Origin of the sequence: Accumulibacter sp. (assembly GCF_029255145.1) — a bacterium.
Lineage (GTDB): Bacteria > Pseudomonadota > Gammaproteobacteria > Burkholderiales > Rhodocyclaceae > Accumulibacter.
In genome coordinates, this window is sequence record NZ_JAPUVQ010000006.1 from 19,641 (window position 1) to 37,745 (window position 18,105).

16 protein-coding genes are annotated in these 18,105 nt (G+C 66.2%); 2 read left to right on the forward strand and 14 right to left on the reverse strand.

All coding sequences use genetic code 11. The features are described 5' to 3' along the window. Positions 1-27 precede the first annotated feature (27 nt). The gene (locus tag Q1L50_RS00430; protein ID WP_300335106.1) at positions 28-837 is read right to left on the reverse strand and encodes a helical backbone metal receptor; all 810 of its coding nucleotides are present in this window, start codon (positions 835-837) and stop codon (positions 28-30) included. A 36-nt stretch (positions 838-873) separates the two neighbouring features. On the opposite strand from Q1L50_RS00430, the gene Q1L50_RS00435 reads away from it, so the two are divergent. Next, on the forward strand, positions 874-1,599 hold the full coding sequence (locus Q1L50_RS00435) for an SDR family NAD(P)-dependent oxidoreductase (RefSeq protein WP_300335108.1): 726 nt from the start codon (positions 874-876) through the stop codon (positions 1,597-1,599). Between the two features lie 39 nt (positions 1,600-1,638). Here Q1L50_RS00435 and Q1L50_RS00440 read toward each other — a convergent pair whose 3' ends face one another. The 6 genes from Q1L50_RS00440 to argS all read right to left on the reverse strand — a co-directional run bounded on the left by Q1L50_RS00440 (position 1,639) and on the right by argS (position 11,389). Then, entirely contained in the window at positions 1,639-5,952 is a 4,314-nt protein-coding gene (locus Q1L50_RS00440; protein ID WP_300335109.1) for a PAS domain S-box protein, read from the reverse strand. 97 nt (positions 5,953-6,049) lie between these two features. Next, positions 6,050-7,186, reverse strand: a complete 1,137-nt coding sequence (locus Q1L50_RS00445; RefSeq protein WP_300335111.1) for an FIST N-terminal domain-containing protein — start codon at positions 7,184-7,186, stop codon at positions 6,050-6,052. 92 nt (positions 7,187-7,278) lie between these two features. After that, positions 7,279-8,055 (reverse strand): SDR family oxidoreductase, encoded by a 777-nt coding sequence (locus Q1L50_RS00450; protein WP_300335112.1) that lies wholly within the window; start codon positions 8,053-8,055, stop codon positions 7,279-7,281. Positions 8,056-8,150: 95 nt separating this feature from the next. Next, a complete protein-coding gene (locus Q1L50_RS00455) occupies positions 8,151-8,798 on the reverse strand; it encodes a thiol:disulfide interchange protein DsbA/DsbL (protein WP_300335114.1) in 648 nt (215 codons plus the stop codon). Between the two features lie 30 nt (positions 8,799-8,828). Continuing rightward, positions 8,829-9,590, reverse strand: coding sequence for an SPOR domain-containing protein (locus Q1L50_RS00460; protein WP_300335116.1), 762 nt, complete (start codon positions 9,588-9,590; stop codon positions 8,829-8,831). A gap of 32 nt (positions 9,591-9,622) precedes the next feature. Then, on the reverse strand, positions 9,623-11,389 hold the full coding sequence (gene argS, locus Q1L50_RS00465; RefSeq protein WP_300335117.1) for an arginine--tRNA ligase: 1,767 nt from the start codon (positions 11,387-11,389) through the stop codon (positions 9,623-9,625). A 148-nt stretch (positions 11,390-11,537) separates the two neighbouring features. Here argS and ubiB point away from each other — a divergent pair, with 148 nt between their 5' ends. Continuing rightward, complete coding sequence (ubiB, locus tag Q1L50_RS00470) at positions 11,538-13,070, forward strand: ubiquinone biosynthesis regulatory protein kinase UbiB (RefSeq protein WP_300335119.1); 1,533 nt, start codon at positions 11,538-11,540, stop codon at positions 13,068-13,070. A 48-nt stretch (positions 13,071-13,118) separates the two neighbouring features. Here ubiB and Q1L50_RS00475 read toward each other — a convergent pair whose 3' ends face one another. From Q1L50_RS00475 to Q1L50_RS00505, 7 genes are read right to left on the reverse strand one after another with little or no spacing between them, the layout of a single operon-like run. Next, the gene (locus tag Q1L50_RS00475; protein ID WP_300335120.1) at positions 13,119-14,501 is read right to left on the reverse strand and encodes an ATP-binding protein; all 1,383 of its coding nucleotides are present in this window, start codon (positions 14,499-14,501) and stop codon (positions 13,119-13,121) included. Next, complete coding sequence (locus tag Q1L50_RS00480; protein WP_300335121.1) at positions 14,501-15,163, reverse strand: response regulator transcription factor; 663 nt, start codon at positions 15,161-15,163, stop codon at positions 14,501-14,503. The genes Q1L50_RS00475 and Q1L50_RS00480 overlap by 1 nt, the downstream gene beginning before the upstream one ends. Positions 15,164-15,188: 25 nt before the next feature. Beyond that, a complete protein-coding gene (locus Q1L50_RS00485) occupies positions 15,189-15,812 on the reverse strand; it encodes a Maf family protein (protein WP_300335122.1) in 624 nt (207 codons plus the stop codon). Next, positions 15,812-16,282 carry a 23S rRNA (pseudouridine(1915)-N(3))-methyltransferase RlmH gene (gene rlmH, locus Q1L50_RS00490; RefSeq protein ID WP_300335124.1) on the reverse strand — a complete coding sequence of 157 codons (471 nt, stop codon included), beginning with the start codon at positions 16,280-16,282 and terminating at the stop codon, positions 15,812-15,814. Before rlmH ends, Q1L50_RS00485 begins: the two co-directional genes overlap by 1 nt. Continuing rightward, positions 16,279-16,656 carry a ribosome silencing factor gene (rsfS, locus tag Q1L50_RS00495; protein ID WP_300335125.1) on the reverse strand — a complete coding sequence of 126 codons (378 nt, stop codon included), beginning with the start codon at positions 16,654-16,656 and terminating at the stop codon, positions 16,279-16,281. The genes rlmH and rsfS overlap by 4 nt, the downstream gene beginning before the upstream one ends. Before the next feature lie 8 nt (positions 16,657-16,664). Next, positions 16,665-17,339: a nicotinate-nucleotide adenylyltransferase gene (gene nadD, locus Q1L50_RS00500; RefSeq protein WP_300335126.1), complete on the reverse strand. Its 675-nt coding sequence runs from the start codon at positions 17,337-17,339 to the stop codon at positions 16,665-16,667. Continuing rightward, positions 17,332-18,105 (reverse strand): BPSS1780 family membrane protein, encoded by a 774-nt coding sequence (locus Q1L50_RS00505; protein WP_300335128.1) that lies wholly within the window; start codon positions 18,103-18,105, stop codon positions 17,332-17,334. Before Q1L50_RS00505 ends, nadD begins: the two co-directional genes overlap by 8 nt.

Sequence of the window (18,105 nt, forward strand, 5' to 3'; positions counted from 1 at the left end):
GCGTTGCTCTCCGGCACTTGATGCCGGTCAATTTTCGGCCGATTTCGCCAGGCCGGCCCGCAACTGGCGCAGGTATGCCAGCCCGGCGATCGCGCGGCTGCCGTACCAGGAGACCATTTCGCCGTCGATCAGCGCCACCCGGGTGTCCGCCAGTTCGCTCGCCAGCCGGCGTCGGTGCTGCTCGCGAAAGGGGTAGGGCTCGCTGGCCAGAAAGACGACCTCTGCCTGGCTGGCGACGGTCAGCAGGTCGACCTCCGGGTAGCGCAGCGCGCTGTCAACGGGCAGCGTATCCCAGCCGGCGGCAGCCAGCATGCGCGAGATAGAGGTGTCGCGGGCGACGCTGAGCCAGGGCTGCCGCCAGATCAGGTAGAGCACGCGTTGTCGTGGCAGGAGGTCGGCCAGCGCGGTCAGGGCCAGCCATTCGCGCTCGAACTCGGCAGTCAGCGCGGCGGCCTGCGGCTCGCGGTCGAAGATGCCGCCGAGCAGGCGGTAGAGTTCGAGGTTGTCGCGGGCGGCCAGCGGGTGGGTGACGATCAGATGCGGCACGAAGTCACGCAAGGGCTCGACTTCCTCGCGGCGGTTTTCATCGATATTCACCAGTACGTGCGTCGGTTGCAGCGCGCGCAGCTTGTCGACATCGAAACCCTTGGTGCCACCGAGCTTCGGCAGTCGCCCGACGACCTGCCGCGGATGGATGCAGAAGCCGGTGCGGCCGACCAGCAGTTCGGCCAGCCCCAGGGCTACCAGCAGTTCGGTGAGGCTGGGCACCAGCGAGACGATCCGTGGCTTGCCCTGGTAGCGCCGGTGGTGCTTGCCGATTGCGTCGGACCATTGCATGATTGGCGGTTTGAACAGAGAAAACGGGAGAGGCAAATGCTAGCGCAGAAACTTGCGGTGGTGACCGGTGCGGCGCGTGGCCTGGGGCTGTCGGTGGCGCGCGACCTGGCGGCCGCCGGATGTCTGGTGCTGATGGTCGGACGCAACGCTGAAGCGATCGAAGACGCCGCCCGGCAGTTGCGCGAGAGTGGCCACGAAGCTCTGGCGCACGTCGCCGACGTCACCGACGCCAGCGCCGTCGCCGCGCTGGCCGCCCGCCTGCGCCGCGAGTTCGGGCGCGCCGACATCCTGGTCAACAATGCCGGCGTGTTTCTCGAGCGCAGGGACTTCGCCGTTCCAGAGGCCGCCAGCGTTTTCGTCGTCGATCCGGATCTGGTGGCGGCGACCTATGCCTGCAACACCCTGGCGCCGCTGCGCCTGATTCAGGCGATCGTGCCGCTGATGCGGGAAAACGACTGGGGGCGGATCGTGAACGTCTCGTCGAGCATGGGGCAACTGGCGGCAATGGGCGGTTCGTGGCCCGGCTACCGGACTTCCAAGGCCGCGCTCAATGCGTTGACCCGTCTCACCGCCAGGGAGCTTGAAGACAGCCCGATCAAGATCAACTCGGTTTGCCCTGGCTGGTGCCGTACCGAGATGGGCGGCAAGGAAGCCACCCGCAGTGTCGACGAGGGCGCACAAGGGATCGTCTGGGCGGCGCTGCTGCCCGACGACGGACCCAGCGGTGGCTTCTTTCGCGACGGCAAGCCGATCGACTGGTGAGGCGGCCGCCCGGCGCCCGGGTGCGTGCGAGGCCGGCAGCTAAGGCGCGGACGGGGTGTCGGTCAGCGATTTCAGTGCACGGCGCAGGCAGTCGATCTGTTCGGCCAACTGGTCGGCCAGCAAAGCCATTTCCGGCGGGTCGCCGTAAGCGCTCTGTTGTTCCAGGCGATGCGCCAGCCGGACTGCCGGTCGGGCGCCAAAAATGTCCAGGGTGCCGTGCAGTGCGGCGGCGGTGGATGCCACGCTGCGCCGATCAGCATTGGCGATGCCGCGGCGAATCGTTTCCAGGTCACTTGCCGAAGATTCGAGAAAGGCAACGGCGATCAGCGCGACAGTCTCCTGGTCGGCCTTGGCCACTGCAGCCGCATAGTCGAAACCGGTGCTGGCCTCGACCTCCGCGGTGCTCTGGTGCAGTTCGGCATCACCAGCAGTGCCGTGCTTGACGAGCAGGTGCTGCAGCTCTTCGCCCCTGATCGGCTTGCTCAGGTAATCGTCCATGCCAGCGGCGAGACAGCTTTCCCGGTCGCCCGGCATGGCGTTGGCAGTCATCGCGATGATCGGCGAGCGGCGCTTGCCGCCAGCCAATTCGGCAGCACGAATCCGGCGGGTCGCTTCGAGCCCATCCATCACCGGCATCATCATGTCCATCAAGACCACGTCGAAGCGGCCGGTACGCATCCGCTCGACAGCCGCCAGGCCATTCTCGGCGACAGTGACGCGGTGGCCCCGGCGCTCCAGCAGCGCGGTGGTCAGTTGCTGATTGATCGCATTGTCGTCAACCAGCAACACCGCGCGTGGCCGGCTCTCTGGCGTTGCCGGGAGATTGCCGGGGCGAGTCGGGCGCCGTGCGGGCCCGCCGTCGAGAGCTCGCGCGAGGCTCAGCAACAGATCCTCGCCGGTCAGTGGTTTGCCAAGCACTATCGCCATCTCCAGATCGCGGTAGCGCTCGCGATCACCGGGCGTGCTCTGTGCCACCATGATCACCAGCGGAGTCGCCGCGCCGCCGGCCGTCGAGCGCAGCTGCCCGGCCAGCGTACGGGCGTCGATCCCCGGCAGACTGCCGTCGAGCAGGACGACATCGACCGCCGATGACCTGGCAGCGAAGAGCGCCAGCGCCGCCTTGCCGGAGTCCACGGTACTGACCCGAGCGCCGGCGCTTTCCAGCGTTCGCGCCACCACCTGACGGCCCACCGGATGGTCGACGACGACCAAAACACGCGTGCCTGGCAACTGCGGCAACTGCCGGGTCGTTTGCGGATCGACGCCAAAACGAACACTGAAGTGGAAGGTGCTGCCACGGCCGGGCTGGCTTTCGACCCAGATGCGGCCGCCAAGAATCTCCGCCAGGCGCGCTGAAATCGTCAGTCCGAGGCCTGTGCCGCCGTACTTGCGGGTGACCGAACCGTCGGCCTGTGCAAAAGCGTCGAAGATCGTCGCCAGTTTTTCCTCGGCAATGCCGATGCCGCTGTCGACGATCGAAAAGTGCAGTCTGACCTCGCCATCGCCATCGCCATCGCCATCGCCCTTGGCGTGCGCCCGTTCAACGCGGACCAGCACTTCGCCGCGAGCGGTGAACTTGATCGCGTTGCCGATCAGATTGACCAGCACCTGGCGCAGACGACCGGCGTCGCCGAGTACCTGCAGCGGTACCTCGGGGGCGATGTCGCAGATCAATTCCAGTCCCTTGTCGTGCGCGCGCAGAGCCAGCGCCTTGAGCGTCTCGCCAACGGCGCGCCAGAGCTTGAACGACACGCGCTCGGCGAACAGCTTGCCGGCCTCGATCTTCGACAGGTCGAGGATGTCGTTGATGATCGTCAGCAGCGCTTCGGATGATTCCTCGACGATCTGCAGGCAGGTACGCTGCTCGTCGCCGAGCTCGCTGTCGAGAACCAGGCGGGTCATGCCGATGACCCCGTTCATCGGGGTGCGTATTTCGTGGCTCATGTTGGCCAGAAATTCGGATTTGGCGCGGTTGGCGGCTTCCGCGCCTTCCTTGGCGCGGCGCAACTCCTCCGAGGCGAGTTTGGCGGCCGAGATGTCGGCCAGGTAGCCGTTCCACAGCGTACCGTCGTCGGCGGTGGACGTGCCTTGCGCCTCGCCGTGCACCCAGACGGGTTCGCCACGGCCGCGATGGACGAATCGAAAATCGACCGACCAACGCGAGTTCGCGGCGACGGCCTCGGCGATCGTGGTCGATACCAGGTGTCGATCGTCGGCATGCACCAGGTCGAACAGCGCGTCGGCGTTGGCCATCGCCTCCTCGGCCGATAGACCACAGATCTGGTCGATGGCGCGGCTGAAGAACGGGAAGGCGTGTGGACGGCCGCTCGAACGCTGATACTGATAAACCGCCACCGGGATATTGTCGGTCACCACCCGCAGGCGCGCGTCGGCTTCCTTGAGCAAGGTGACATCCTGCCAGATGCCGGTGAAGATTGTCGCTCCATCCGCCGCGGGCGGTTCCGGTGCCGGGCTGATCTCGCCGCGAATCCAGCGCTGCGTGCCGTTGGCCAGCTCGATTCGATAGTCGCATTGCCAGACCTCGCGGCGTTCCGCCGCTCGCCAGAGCCCTTGCTCGACCCGTTGGCGGTCGTCGGCCACGATCTGCCGGGTGGCGAGCGTGGCATCGGCGAAGAGGGCCTCGCGTTGCAGCCCCCTGATTTCCGGCACGCGATCGCTGAGGAAGGTGAAGCGCACGCGTTGGCGACCGATCTCGCACTGGAACACCGCCGCCGGTACGCTATTGGTGATCTGGCGCAAGCGCGATTCGGCGCTGGCGATCAGCGCCTCCTGCGCCTTGCGGTCGGTGATGTCGACAATTGCGCCAAGGAGACCGGTGATACTGCCGTCGGCCCTGGTCAAGGTTGCCTTGTGGTAGATGGCGTCGCGCCGGCTGGCGTCGCGCAGTTCGACTTGTGCCTCATAGACCTGCTGACCGACCGCGGTCAGGATTTCGCGGTCCTTCTCGACATGCAGTGCCGAGAGTTCGCCGGGTAGCAGGTCCTGCACCGTCTTTCCTGCCCAGTCCTCGCGGGCGATGCCGAAGAACCCGGCAAATGCCCGGTTGAGGTGCAGGTAGCGGCCGGCGGTGTCGGTCAGGTAGATCGGCAAAGGTACCACCTCGAACAACTCCTGGACCAGGTGCAACTGCTCTTCGAGCTGGTCCAGCGCCAGTCGTCGCTCGGTCACGTCGTTGAGCGTACCGGCGCAGCCGGCAAATCTGCCGGCGGCGTCGAACTCGGCGCGGGCGAAGACTTCGAGCCAGCGGTTGTCGCCGTAGCGCGTCCGGTAGCGCGCTTCCTCGCGCAAGAAATCGACTTGCCGCGCGGCGAGCGCAAAGAAGCGGCCGGTAGCTCGTTCGCGGTCTTCCGCCGGGACACTTGCCAGAGAGGGGCGGCCCAGGCTTTCGTGAACGGCAAAGCCTGTAATCTCGCTCCACGCTGGATTGAGATAGGTCCAGCAGCCGTCGGCGTCGGTGCGGAAAACGACTTCCTTGAGGCTCTCGACGACGCTACGAAAGTTTCGTTCGCTGTCGGCAAGACGCGCTTCGATACGCTTGCGCTCACTAATGTCGGTATGGATCGAGATGTACTGTACCGGTCGGCCGCTCCGATCGCAGAATGGCACAATGGTCGCGCTGACCCAGTAGAAATCGCCGCTCTTGGCGCGGTTGCACAACTCGCCGTGCCACACCTTGGCGGCCGAAATGGTTGCCCACAAGTCGGCGAACAGCTCTGGCGGATTGGCGTCCGAGCGGGTCACGCGATGATTGTGGCCGAGCAGTTCGCCGCGCGTGTAGCCACTGATCTTGCAGAACTTGTCGTTGGCGTAGGTGATGGTGCCGCGTACATCGGTGGTGCTGACGATGGCGTGCTGATCGAGGGCGAATTTCTGGTTGGCCAGCGCTGCCAGTACGCTCTGCAAGTCGTTCCGGCTCTCTTCACGCTGCCGCACCAGATCGGCCATCAGTGCCGAGAGCGCCTCGATATCGTCCTCGATCAGTGGCGGCAGCGCCTTGTTGCCGCCGTCGAGCAGTCCGCATGCGGTGTCGCGCAGGGAATTGATGGCGCGCGTACGGCTGGCCAGTTCGATGCGCAGGCGTTCGTTGACCTGGAGCAGTTCGTCCGAGCTCAGGTCCAGGCTGCGTGTTCGCAGTTCGAGGTCGCGGTCATTCTGCGTATAGGCTCTATCGACCTGGCCCAGGAAGGTGTCGAGGCCGGCGAGCAGGCGCGCAGCCTCCGGCGACACCGCCGCGTGCGCCGCGATTTGCCGGAGTTCGTCAAGGACGGCGGCCGCGCGTTCTCCCTCGACCCCGAGGACGCGCCGCATCTGGCGGCTGAGAAGCTTGTGCATGGTCACCGTCTGGTCTGGGCCGAGAAGTGAAGAATCGTTGCAAGAGCCTGCCCGGAGCAGGGCAAGGGCGCCGCAGAAGCGCGGCAAATGCGGCCCGTCAGCTTTCGCCGATCCAGGTCACGGTCATCGTCTGGTTGTGCAGCCGGCACGAGCCTGCCGGGGTATGGGGGCCGATCTCGCCGTAGGAATAGAAACCGGCGAGCAGCGCTTGCCGGCCGAAAACAGCGCCGACGGCTTCGATCTCTTCTTCGACGCGTCCGCCCATCACCAGTTTGCGACCGACACAGCTGACCAGCAGTGCCAGGCCGTTCCTGTCCGAACGCAGTGTCTGCTGCACGGCGTCGGCGGCCGCTTCGGCGCCACCGACGAGGGCATCGGTACTGGCGTGCATCAGCTTCAGGTAGCCATCGGGGTCGATCTCGCCGGCCAGTGTCAGGCTGCCCTCGCGCTCGTCGACGCCAAGGATGCTGCGGATCAGGCCGGTCTCGCGGTGGTCGCTGCCAAGCATCGCAAACGGGAAGAGCAGGCCCGAGGCCGGCAGTCCCTTGGCGTACTCGCCAAGGTAGTGTTTGTAGACTTCCAGTGCTGGCTCGCCGTCAAGTTCATGGAGCACGTTGTCTGCGCAGCGCGTCACCTTGCGTGCGGGGCCGAAAGGTGACCAGCCGCCGAATGAAGCATGACGAAAGATCAGCCGTTCGCCGTAAAGGCCAAGGGCGACGATGCTGTCGTTCCTGGCGCCATGGTCGTCAAGGACCCAGGTTTCCTGGAAGGTGTCGCCGTCGCCCGCCAGGCCACCGCTAATCGGCACCTGGCTACCCAGGACCTCGCCGACCCCGACCAGCAGCGCGCTACCGTTGATCCGTACGCCCTGGCCAAAAACCAGGATTGCCCGCAGGCCTTCCGGCGACAACTGCGTGGCCAGCCGGCGGCCAGCGGCCTGTGAGTCATCCATGCTGGTTAAGGTGGTCGAGGCCTGGAGCAGGCGGGTGTGCTCGAAGCGGATCGCGGTCACCACGCAGCTATCTTCGGTGACCCCGGCGGCGGAGACCTCGCCGGCCGTCGAGCAGCCCGCGCGTCGTGCTTCGGGAAACGCCACCGGCAAGTGCGCGGCAAGCGCGCGCAGGTGCTGGCCGGTACCGAAGGCCAGCACCAGATTGGCCCGGGCGTCCTGCAGCCGCGCCAACTCGGCGGCGATCGTCGAGGGGTTGCGGATAACGGCCTGCGCAAGCTGCATCACGGCTTCTCCTGGTTCGCTGTCTGAGGCCCGGCCTAGCCGCGCAGCATACTGCGGCCTGGCCCGCCGGACAAGAGGAACGCCGAAGAGAACTAGCTGTGTGAAGCTCGCCGTGGCTTATGTGGCGCGCTGGCCAGCAGCCGATCATAGAGAGCGTTCGGCAGCAGCCGCAGTATCTTCGCGACAACAGCCATTTGCCAGGGAACGACGACGTAGCTGCGGCCGCGTTCGATCGCTTGCGCGAAGCGCGCCGCGGCGCTGTCGGCGGGCATCAGGAACGGCATCGGGAAAGGATTGCCGGCGGTCATCGGCGTTGCGATGTAGCCAGGACAAACGGTGACCACCTTGACGCCCGAAGCGCGCAATTCGACGCGCAGACTTTCGAGATAGCTGATCACCGCAGCTTTCGAGGCGCTGTACGCCTCCGAACCGGGCAAGCCGCGGATGCCGGCGACCGAGGCGATGCCGACCAGGCGGCCACCACCGGCGCGGCGCATGCCGCCGATGAACGGCGAGAAGGTCGCCGCCATGCCGAAAAAATTGGTGTCCATCACCTGCCGGATGGCGGCGAGGTCTTCGGCGTGCTCGGTCAGCGTGCCGATCGAGACGCCGGCGTTGGCGATAACGATTTCAGGGACGCCGAAACGGCCCATGAAATCCTCTCCCGCGGCACGCAGGGCTGCTGCATCGGTCACGTCGAGCGGGTAGCAGCTGATCTGTCCTGGCCAGCGCGCGGCCAGCTGGTGCAGGGGTTCTGCCCGACGCGCCGCCAGTCCGAGCAGCGCCCCCTGGGCGGCATAATGCCCGGCCAGCGCCTGCCCGATGCCCGACGAGGCGCCCGTGATAAACAGCTTGCGGACTGGCTGCACTCAGGCTCCCGGTGCGCCGCGGCTGGCGTCGTACCGGCTGTCAACGGCGGTTGGTCGCGCAGAGCGATGGTGATGCGAACGCTGCGCGCGCTGGCTCACTTCTTGGCGCGGTCGCCGCGTGCCTTGTCGATCACCTGGTCGGCCAGCGCTACCAGGTCAGGGTAGCCCTTGACCTCCTTGCCGGTCACCAGATACTTGCCGTCAACCGCCAGCGCCGGAACGCCCTGGATCTTGTACGCCTGCGCCATCTGGTCGGCACGCTTGGCCTGACTGATCACTCCGAATGAGTTGTAGGCATCGCTGAACTTCTTGCTATCGACGCCTTGCGCGCTGACCCAGGCGATGATGCTCTTGTCGTCGTACAGCTTCTTGCCGTCCTGGTGCAGGGCACGGAATACGGCGCCATCGAGTTTGCTCAACTCGCCGGTAGCCTCGAGCGCGTAGTACAGCCTGGACAGACTGGCCCACTGCGGGCGTCCGAACGAGATCGGCACGCGCTTGAAAACCACGTCGCTCGGCAAGCTTGCCGCCCACTTGCTGACCGTTGGGTGAAAGTCGCTGCAATGCGGGCAACCGTACGAGAAGAACTCGATTACTTCCAGCCTGGCTGGATTGTCGGTGACCTGCGCCGGTACGATCGCCACGTAGTCGCGACCGACCGCCAGTTCGGCCCGGGCCGGCAGAGCCATCGTCAGGATGGCCAGGGTGAGTGCCGCCAACCATCCACTGCTGCGTCCTTGCATTGCTTTTTCTCCTTGGTTGTCTGAGCGTTGCTAGTCCTTCTTGACCACTTTCGCTTCTATTCCCTGCCGGGCCAGTTCGGCGCGCAGGGCGTTCACGTCGTCCATCCGCTGGTAGGGCCCGAGACGAACGCGGTACCACACCTTGTCCTGAAGCATCACCTGCTGAATCCGGGCTTCCGCGCCGATCATCGCCAGCCGTGCCTTCTGGTTGTCAGCTTCGGCGACATTCTGGAAGGAGCCCGCCTGCAGGTAGATCGGCTGTTTGAGCGCCGGTTCCCGATCCGCCTTGCCGCCGTCCGCCGACTTGACCTCGGCGGGTTTGACCTCGGCTGGTTTGACCTCGGTGGGCTTGACCGCGGGGGGCCTGGTTTCAGTGCCTTTGCCATCCTCGGGCTGGCCGGCAGTCGCCTGGCCATCGGCGGGCCGATGTTCGCCCTGGGTGGGGTCGGGAATGGCCTCGGCCTTGCCCGGCAGGATCTTGTAGAAGTCGAAGCGCGGCTTCTCCGGCGCCGTCGAGTCACCGGGTTTGCCGGGCAGCGGCACCGGTGCCGGCGCCAGCTCCGGCATCGCCGGGTTTGCCGGAGCTGCCGCGGCGTGCTGCGGCGGTGCGTCGGAGACCGGTGGCGGCAGTTTCGGCTGCTGTCCGGTGGTGGTGAACGGCAGCGGGACCTTGTTTACGTACCAGACCACAGCGGCGACGACGACCACACCGACCACCAGGCCAATGAACAGGCCGAGCAGCGTGCCGCCACCCGACTTCTTTCGCGGCGGCGTCTTGCGGGGGGGTTTCATGTCACGACTCATGGACATCCTTTGTTCTCTGATTACATCGTTTCCGGGCAACTGACGCCGAGGATCGCCATCGCGTTGCGAATCACCTGCCGGACCGCGGCGGCCAGCGCCACGCGCGCGTCCCTGAGCGCGGCGTCGTCCACCAGCATCCGTTCGGCGTTGTAGCAGCTGTGAAACTCGGCGGCCAGGTCCCTGAGATAGAAAGCGATCAGGTGCGGCGCCAATTCGTTGGCGGCTGCCTCGACGACCTCCGGAAATTCGCCCAGCCGGGCTGCCAGAGTCAGCTCGTGCGCGCTATCGAGCCGGGAAAGGTCGGCGGCCGCGAGTGTTTCCGGCTCGCCTGCCCATAGCGTCAGTACCGAGCAGACCCGGGCGTGCGCGTACTGGATGTAGTAGACCGGGTTGTCGTTCGATTGGCTCTTGGCCAGATCGAGGTCGAAATCGAGATGCTGGTCGGCCTTGCGCAGGACGTAGAAGAAGCGGCAGGCGTCGTTGCCGACTTCGGCGCGCAGCGTGCGCAGGGTCACAAACTCACCCGACCGGGTCGACATCTGCGCCTTCCTGCCGGCGCGATAGAGTACTGCGAACTGCACCAGTGCCACGTCAAGCTGGCCGGCATCGAGTCCGAGCGCGCTGACCGCGCCCTTGACGCGCGGGATGTAGCCGTGGTGATCAGCGCCCCAGACGTTGACGATCCGCTGGAAGCCGCGCTCGTATTTGTTGAGGTGGTAGGCGATATCCGCAGCGAAGTACGTGTATTGACCGTTCTCACGCTGCAGCACGCGGTCCTTCTCGTCGCCGAAAGCGGTCGACCGGAACCAGCGGGCACCATCCTGAAGATAAAGATGACCGCCGTTTTCCAGTTGCGCGACGCAGCGTTCGACCAGCCCGGTGGCGAACAGCGAGCGCTCGGAAAACCAGACGTCGAAATGCACGCCGGAGTCTTCGAGGTCGCTGCGACAGTCGGCGAGTTGCTCGGTCAGGACGTGGTCATGCACGTATTCCCAGTCGCCACCGAGCAGCTGCCTGGCGTTGGCGATCAGTGTGTCGAGGTGCGCTTCGCGCTGCTGCGTGGCTTCCGCGTCGGTGCGTTCGGTGGCGGGCAGTTCGGGGACGCCGTTCATGACCCGGGCCGCCGGACGCCGGTAGCGGTCGCCATGCGCGGCCTGGAGCTGCCCGGCCATCTCGCGCACATAGCCGCCCTGATAGGCGTTGCTCGGGAAAGGCACGTCGTCGCTGCCGGCAAGCTGCAGATAGCGCAACCAGGTCGACAAGGCCAGGATATCCATCTGGCGGCCGGCGTCGTTGACGTAGTATTCGCTGGTGACGTCCCAGCCAGCGAAGGCGAGCAGCTTGCAGAGGCTGTCGCCATAGGCTGCACCACGGCCATGGCCGACGTGCAGGGGTCCGGTCGGGTTGGCAGAAACGAACTCGACCAACACTTTTCGCCTGCCGCCGGTCGTCGACCTGCCGAACGACCGGGTCTCGTCGAGGACAGCGCGGATCACTTCGAGTTTGGCAGCCGCCGGCACGTGGAAGTTGATGAAACCGGCGCCGGCTATTTCGGCGCGGCTGACCATCGGCGAGATCGGCAACTCGGCCAGCAGCAGTTGCGCCAGTTGGCGTGGATTGCGCTTCAGCGAGCGTGCCAGTTGCATGGCCAGGTTGCACGAAAAGTCACCGTGCATGGCCTGCTTGGGCCTTTCGATGTGGATTTCGCAATCGGCCTCGGCCGGCGCCACGCTGCGCAACGCGGCGCGCATCAGATCGGCAAGGTGGGTTTTCAGGTCGTGACTCATCTGGCTGCGTCGGGGTGGAGGCTGTCGAGCCCCTGATTATACGATGCCGGGGCACCGTCGGCGAATGATCGGCTCCGCGACGAAGCTCGTTTCTGCGCGCTTTCTGTGTAAACTGGCTGCTTTGCCGCCCTCCATCCTTCCGTCCGCCGTGCGACTCTTCCGTCTCGTCAAAATCCTTCGCATTGCGAGCCGCTACGGCCTCGACGAGATGATCCTCGAGCACGAGCCGAGCGGTCGCCTGGCGGCACTATCGCGAGCCCTGCACTTCTGGCGGCGCTTCGATTCGCCGTCGGCTGTTCGCCTGCGTCTGGCGCTCGAGGCGCTGGGGCCGATCTTTGTCAAGTTTGGCCAGGTTCTGTCGACCCGTCGCGACCTGCTGCGCCCGGACATCGCCGACGAACTGGCCAAGCTCCAGGACCGCGTGCCGCCGTTCTCATCGACACTGGCGCTGGCGCAGATCGAGAAAGCCTACGGCCGGCCGGCCGGCGAGGTATTCGCCGAGTTCGATTCGACGCCGGTGGCCAGTGCCTCGATTGCGCAGGTCCATTTTGCCCGCCTGCGCCCGGAGGACGGCGGCCACGAAGTCGCGGTCAAGGTGCTGCGGCCGGAAATGCACGGCGTCATCGCCAACGATCTGGCCTTGCTCGACACCCTGGCCGGCCTCCTTGAAGCGGTGTGGTCTGATGGCAAGCGGCTGAAGCCGCGCGAAGTCGTCGCCGAGTTCGCCAAGTACCTCTACGACGAACTCGACCTGATGCGCGAAGCGGCCAACTGTTCGCAGCTGCGGCGCAACTTCCACGGTTCGCGCTTGCTGCAGGTTCCCGAGGTGTACTGGGATCAATGCACGACGACGGTGATGGTCATGGAGCGCATGCGCGGCATCCCGATCAGTCAGACCGGGGCGTTGATCGTCGCCGGCGTCGACCTGCCGGCGCTGTCGCGCGCGGGCGTCGAGATCTTCTTCACGCAGGTCTTCCGCGACGGTTTTTTTCACGCCGACATGCATCCCGGCAACATCTTCATCGCCACCGACCCCGGCCACCACGGCAGCTATATCGCGCTCGATTTCGGCATCGTCGGGACGCTGACCGATACCGACAAGAACTACCTGGCGCAGAACTTTCTCGCCTTTTTCCAGCGCGACTACAAGCGTGTCGCGACCGCCCACATCGAGGCCGGCTGGGCGCCGCCCGACACCCGTGCCGACGAGTTCGAGGCCGCCGTCCGTGCCGTCTGCGAGCCGATCTTCGACCGCCCGCTGCACGAAATCTCGTTCGGCCGCGTGCTGCTGCGGCTGTTCCAGACCTCGCGCCGTTTCAATGTCGAGATCCAGCCGCAACTGGTGATGCTGCAGAAGACACTGCTCAACATCGAAGGGCTGGGGAGGCAGCTCGATCCCAATCTCGATCTGTGGAAGACCGCCAAGCCTTTCCTTGAGCGCTGGATGAACGAACAGGTCGGCCGGCGCGCTTTCCATCGCGGTGTGCAGCAGGAGGCTCCCAACTGGGCGCGCATGCTGCCACAGTTGCCACGGCTGGTGCACCAGGCACTGGCGCAGCCGAAGCCGTCGGATCTGGCGCCGCTACTGGCCGACCTGGCTCGCGCGCAACGTCAGCAGGGGCGCTGGCTGGCGATTATCGCCGCGCTGCTGGCGGCGCTGCTGGTTGGCCAATACTGGTAAGCGGCGGGGAGTGCCGGCATCCGTCGTGTCGTGATCAGCGCCAGTCCCTCAGCTGACCGGCGATGATCGGGGCCAGCGCAGGCGCGCCTCGAAACCGCCACCGGGCAGGTTCTCGAACTCCAGCCGAGCATCGTGCAGCTCGGCAATCCGCTGGCTGATCGCCAGCCCGAGGCCACTTCCTTCGGCGATCGCTTCGCGGCCGCGATAGAAACGTTCGACCAACCGCGGCAAGTCGTCGGGTGGAACGCCACGGCCGTCGTCTGTAACGCCGATCGACCGTTCGCCATGCCGCAACCGGGCGAAGACGGTAATCGTGCTGCCTGCTGGCGTATAGCGCATGGCGTTGTCGAGCAGATTGCGCATGACGACCTGGAGCAGTTCGGCGTCGCCCCGGACCAGCAGCGGCGAATCGTCGCTGTGCAGTTGAATGGCCTGCGTCGCGGTGGTCGGCCAGAGTTCGGCGAAGACCTGTCGCGCCAGTTCGGCAAGGTCGATGTCGCCGGCGTCGGGCAATCCGGCCAGGGGGTCGAGGCGCGCCAGGCGCAGCAACTGTTCAAGCACCCGTGTAGCGCGGTCGGTGCCGGCCAGAACCTGCGCCAGGGCGTGCTGGCGGTCGCCGGCGTCGATGCTCAGCTGTGCCACCTGCGCCTGGACCTTGATCACCGCCAGCGGCGTGCGCAGCTCGTGCGCGGCATCGGCGGTGAACCGGCGTTCCTTGTCCAGGGTCTCACGCAGCCTGATCAGGAGGCGATTGAGTGCGGTCAGCAGCGGCTGGGTTTCCAGCGGCGCCAGACGCATCGCCAGCGGCTCGAGGTTTTCCGCCGAGCGCCGGGCGACGTCGGCCGCCAGGTCATCGAGCGGCTTGAGCCCGCGGCGAACCGAGAAGTAGATCAGCGGCAGCAGCAACAGGGGCGACATCAGGGCAATCGGCAAGACCGCCTGCCGGGCAACTTCCAGGGCGGCGCGGTCGCGCAGCTTGATCGACTGCCCGACCTGCACCCGGAAATCGCCGGCGGTCGACGCGAGAGTCAGCAGCCGCCACGGATCGCCGTCGTGCTCGATGACCGAGTAGCCTGGTGCGACCGACAGGGGGCTCTCGGGCGCGTGTTCCGAGCGCAGCAAGAGCGACCCGTCGTTACGCCCGATCTGGTATTCCAGGAGCGGCTCGTAGCGACTTGCTCCGGCACTGGCGAGCGTTGCCAGGCGCGCCCCCAGGTCGTCGAGCTGCTGCGGGTCGTCGGTAGCCAGCGCCAGCAGGATCCTGCCCGACTGCGCGAGGTTGCCGTCCATCAATTCCTCTGCCTCGTGCTGCGCTTGCCGGTAACTCAGCATGGCGCTCACCGCCAGGCCCAGCAAGGCGGCCAGGCAGACCGTTCGCAGCAGGCGCCAGCGCAGCGATTGCAGGCGCATGGCGGGCAGCCGCGTGCCCATCAGGTGGGGTCTCCGAGTCGGTAGCCGAGGCCGCGAACGGTGTGAATGAAGTCGGCACCGAGTTTCCGGCGCAGATTGTGGATGTAGACCTCGACAGTGTTGCTGCCGGTCTCTTCGCCCCACGAGTACAGGCTTTCCTCGAGCTGGCTGCGGCTGCGGATGTGGGCCTTGTGCCGGAGCAGGTCGTGCAGCAGCGTGTATTCGCGGGCCGACAGGCTGACCGGCTGACCATTCCTGCTCACCTGCTTGCTGGCCGGGTCGAGCACCACGCCGGCATGCGCCAGGGTCGGCGCCGCAGCGCCGCCGGCACGGCGCAGCAGGGCGCGCAGCCGCGCCTGCAACTCGAGAAGATCGAAGGGCTTGGTCAGGTAGTCATCGGCTCCGGCGTCCAGGCCGGCGACCTTGTCGGCACTGGTATCGCGGGCGGTGAGAATCAGTACCGGGAGTTGCTTGCCGTTTCGGCGCAGGTCCCTGAGCACCGACAGGCCATCGCGTCTGGGCAGACCCAGGTCGAGAATGCAGGCATGGTAGTCGTGATCGAGCAGTGCCAGCCGCGCGGCATCGCCGTCACGGACCCAGTCGACGGCATAGTCCGCCAGCTTCAGACCGGCACGGATACCGTCGCCAAGCAAAGCGTCGTCTTCAACCAGCAGAATGCGCACGGGGGTTCCGGGTGCCTGGCGACGGCTACGGCTGGTAGCCGAAGCTTTTCAGCAACTGCGCGGTTTCGCACAGCGGCAGGCCCATCACCCCGGTGTAGCTGCCGGCAAGGTGCTCGACGAACATCGCCGCACGACCCTGGATGCCATAGGCGCCTGCTTTGTCCATCGGCTCGCCGCTGTCGACGTAGCGATCGATTTCGCGGTCATCAAGCTGGCGAAAACGGACCTCACTGATCGATCTGGCCATTTCGACGCGCCCCTCGAAGCCGATCGCCATCGCCGTCAGCACGCGGTGGGTACGGCCGGACAGGCGGTGCAGCATGCGTCGGGCGTCTTGGGCGTCGCTTGGCTTGCCGATCAACTGGCCGGCCAGTTCGATGGTCGTGTCGGCGGCCAGTACCGGCTGCGCAACCAGCCGGCGCCAGTAGACGATACGGCAGCCCAGCTCGGCCTTGTTGCGGGCGATCCGCTCGACGTAGAGGGTCGCCTCTTCACCGGGTAGCGGCGTCTCGTCGAGCTCCGGGTCGCCGCGCGCCGTGCTGCGGAAGGCAATGGTGTCGAAGCCGACGCCGATCTGCGTCAGCAGGTCGCGCCGTCGCGGGCTGCGCGACGCCAGGTGTACCCGTGCGTGCTGTGCGGCGAGTGACATCAGCCCTCCCGATGGTAAGGATGTTGGCGAACGACGCTGGTCGCCCGATAGAGTTGCTCGCAGAGAATCAGCCTGGCCAGGGCGTGCGGCAGGGTCAGGCTGGAGAGGCGGATCGCCTCGTCGGCCTGCAGCTTCAAGTCCTGGTCGATACCATCGGCGCCGCCGATCACGAAGGCAGTCGCCCCGCCGGCGCGCATCCAGCCTTGAAGCCGTTCGGCCAGGCGCAGGGTCGACAGATCGTCGCCTCGCTCGTCGAGGACGACCACCCGCCCGTAGCCGTTGAGCGCCGCCAGCAGGCGGGCTTTCTCGGCGGCCAGCAGTTGTTCGCGGCTTTTCGAGCCGCGCGTTTCCGGCTTGATCTCGACAATCGCCAGCGGCAGTTCGCGCGGCATCCGCTTGAGGTATTCGGCGCAGCCCTGCGCCACCCAGGCCGGGGGCTTGCGGCCAACGGCGAGAATGGCGAGCTTCATCCCTCGTCTGTCGTCTGCACCGCCGTGGTGGCCCGGCGCACGCGTGCCGGCCCCTTGCCTCCCCAGAGCTCTTCGAGCCGGTAGTAGCTGCGAACGGCGGGCTGCATGACGTGCACCACGATGTCGCCAAGGTCGACCAGAACCCAGTCGCCAGTCTCCTCGCCTTCGCACGAGAGTACGTGCACCCCCGCTTCGCGTGCCTTGTCCTGGACGTTGCGAGCCAGCGATCTGACCTGCCGGTTGGAGTCACCGCAGGCGACCACGATGCAGTCGAACAGCGAGGTCAAACGGGTGGTGTTGATGACCTCTATTTCGCGGCCCTTGATGTCCTCCAGCGCGTCGACGACGAGCTTTTCCAACTGCGGCAGTTTCATGGGGGGGTTCAGTGCTCCGGGTAAAGATGTTGGTTTCGAATATAAGCGATTACTTCGTCAGGCAGCAAATAGCGGGGACTGCAGCCGCTGGCCAGCAGCGTCCGAATCTGCGTCGCCGAGATCGCCAGCTGGGTCATCGCAAAGCTGGCGATGCGACCGGCGGGCGTTTCGGCCAGGGCCGATCGATCGGTGCAGTAGCGCTCACCGTAGCAGGCGGCCAGCTCGGCCGGCAGCCGGCTGGGGTCGATCGGGAAACCCGGGCGGTGGGCGACGCCAATGTGCGCCAGTTCGAGCAGCGACTGCCAGCGGTACCAGCCGGGCAGGGCGGCGAAGGCGTCGGCACCGAGCAGCAAGACCAGCGGCTGGCGCCGGCCGCACTGGTCGGCCTGGCGCAGACGTTCGAGGGTTAGCACGGTGTAGCTGGGCCGGGCGGCGTCGACTTCGGAGGCATCGACTTCGAAGGTCGGGTTCTCGGCAATCGCCAGCCGGACCATCGCCAGGCGCTGGCGCGCGGTCACCTGCGGCGTGTCGCGCAGCGCCGGCTGGCCGCTCGGAATCCAGCGCACGCCAGTCAGGTCGAGACAGTCGGCGGCCTCTTCGGCGAGACGCAAGTGCCCGAAATGAACCGGATCGAAGGTGCCGCCGAAGATCCCCAGCGGCTTGCCGCCTGGCTGCTCAGCCATCGGCTCGGGTGGTCACGAAAACGTCCCGGTAACTGACGTAGAAGCTGGCAAACAGCGTTGGCGCGAGTATCAGGATCAGCAGCACCGAGAGCAGGACCGTCAGCAGCGCGGCGCTGTCCGGGAACAGCGCCGCGAGAACTCCCACCAGCAGCGGCACCAGCAGCGCGGCGCCCATCACCGCCAGCGAGTAAACCAGGAAGGCTCGCCAGTTCCGGAGACAGGCGACGAAGCTGAAGAACAGCGCTTTGCCTGGCGGCAGATCGTGCCATCCGGCGAGAACGGGTGCGTACCAGTAGGCCATCACCAGCGGACACAGCAAGACCAGTGCGACCTGCGTCGCCAGCAGCAGCCGGCCGCTGCTCATCGCTTCCTCATCCGGCTTCTCGCCGGCAAGCATCATCTGCATCAGCGCGCCGCCATCGGCCAGCGCCGAGACGGCCAGAATTCCGACCATTGCCACCAGGTAGATGGCGCCCAGCGTGAGCAGCGAGCGCAGGTTGTTCTCGAAACCGGAGAACAGCAGTTGCGGACCCAGCGCGACGCCCCGGTCGATGTTTCGGCAGGCATTCATCAGGCTGACCGAAAACGCCGGGATGCACAGCGTGGTGGCGATCGTTCCGATCAGCGGGATGACGTTCACCAAGGCCATCAGCATCCAGTAGCTGACCACCAGAAAGGTCAGCAGCAGATGGTTCCGGCGAAAAATCCGAAAGCCATCGGTCAGCCAGCGCCAGCCGTGCGCGGCGGGAAGAGTCAGTGCTTGCAT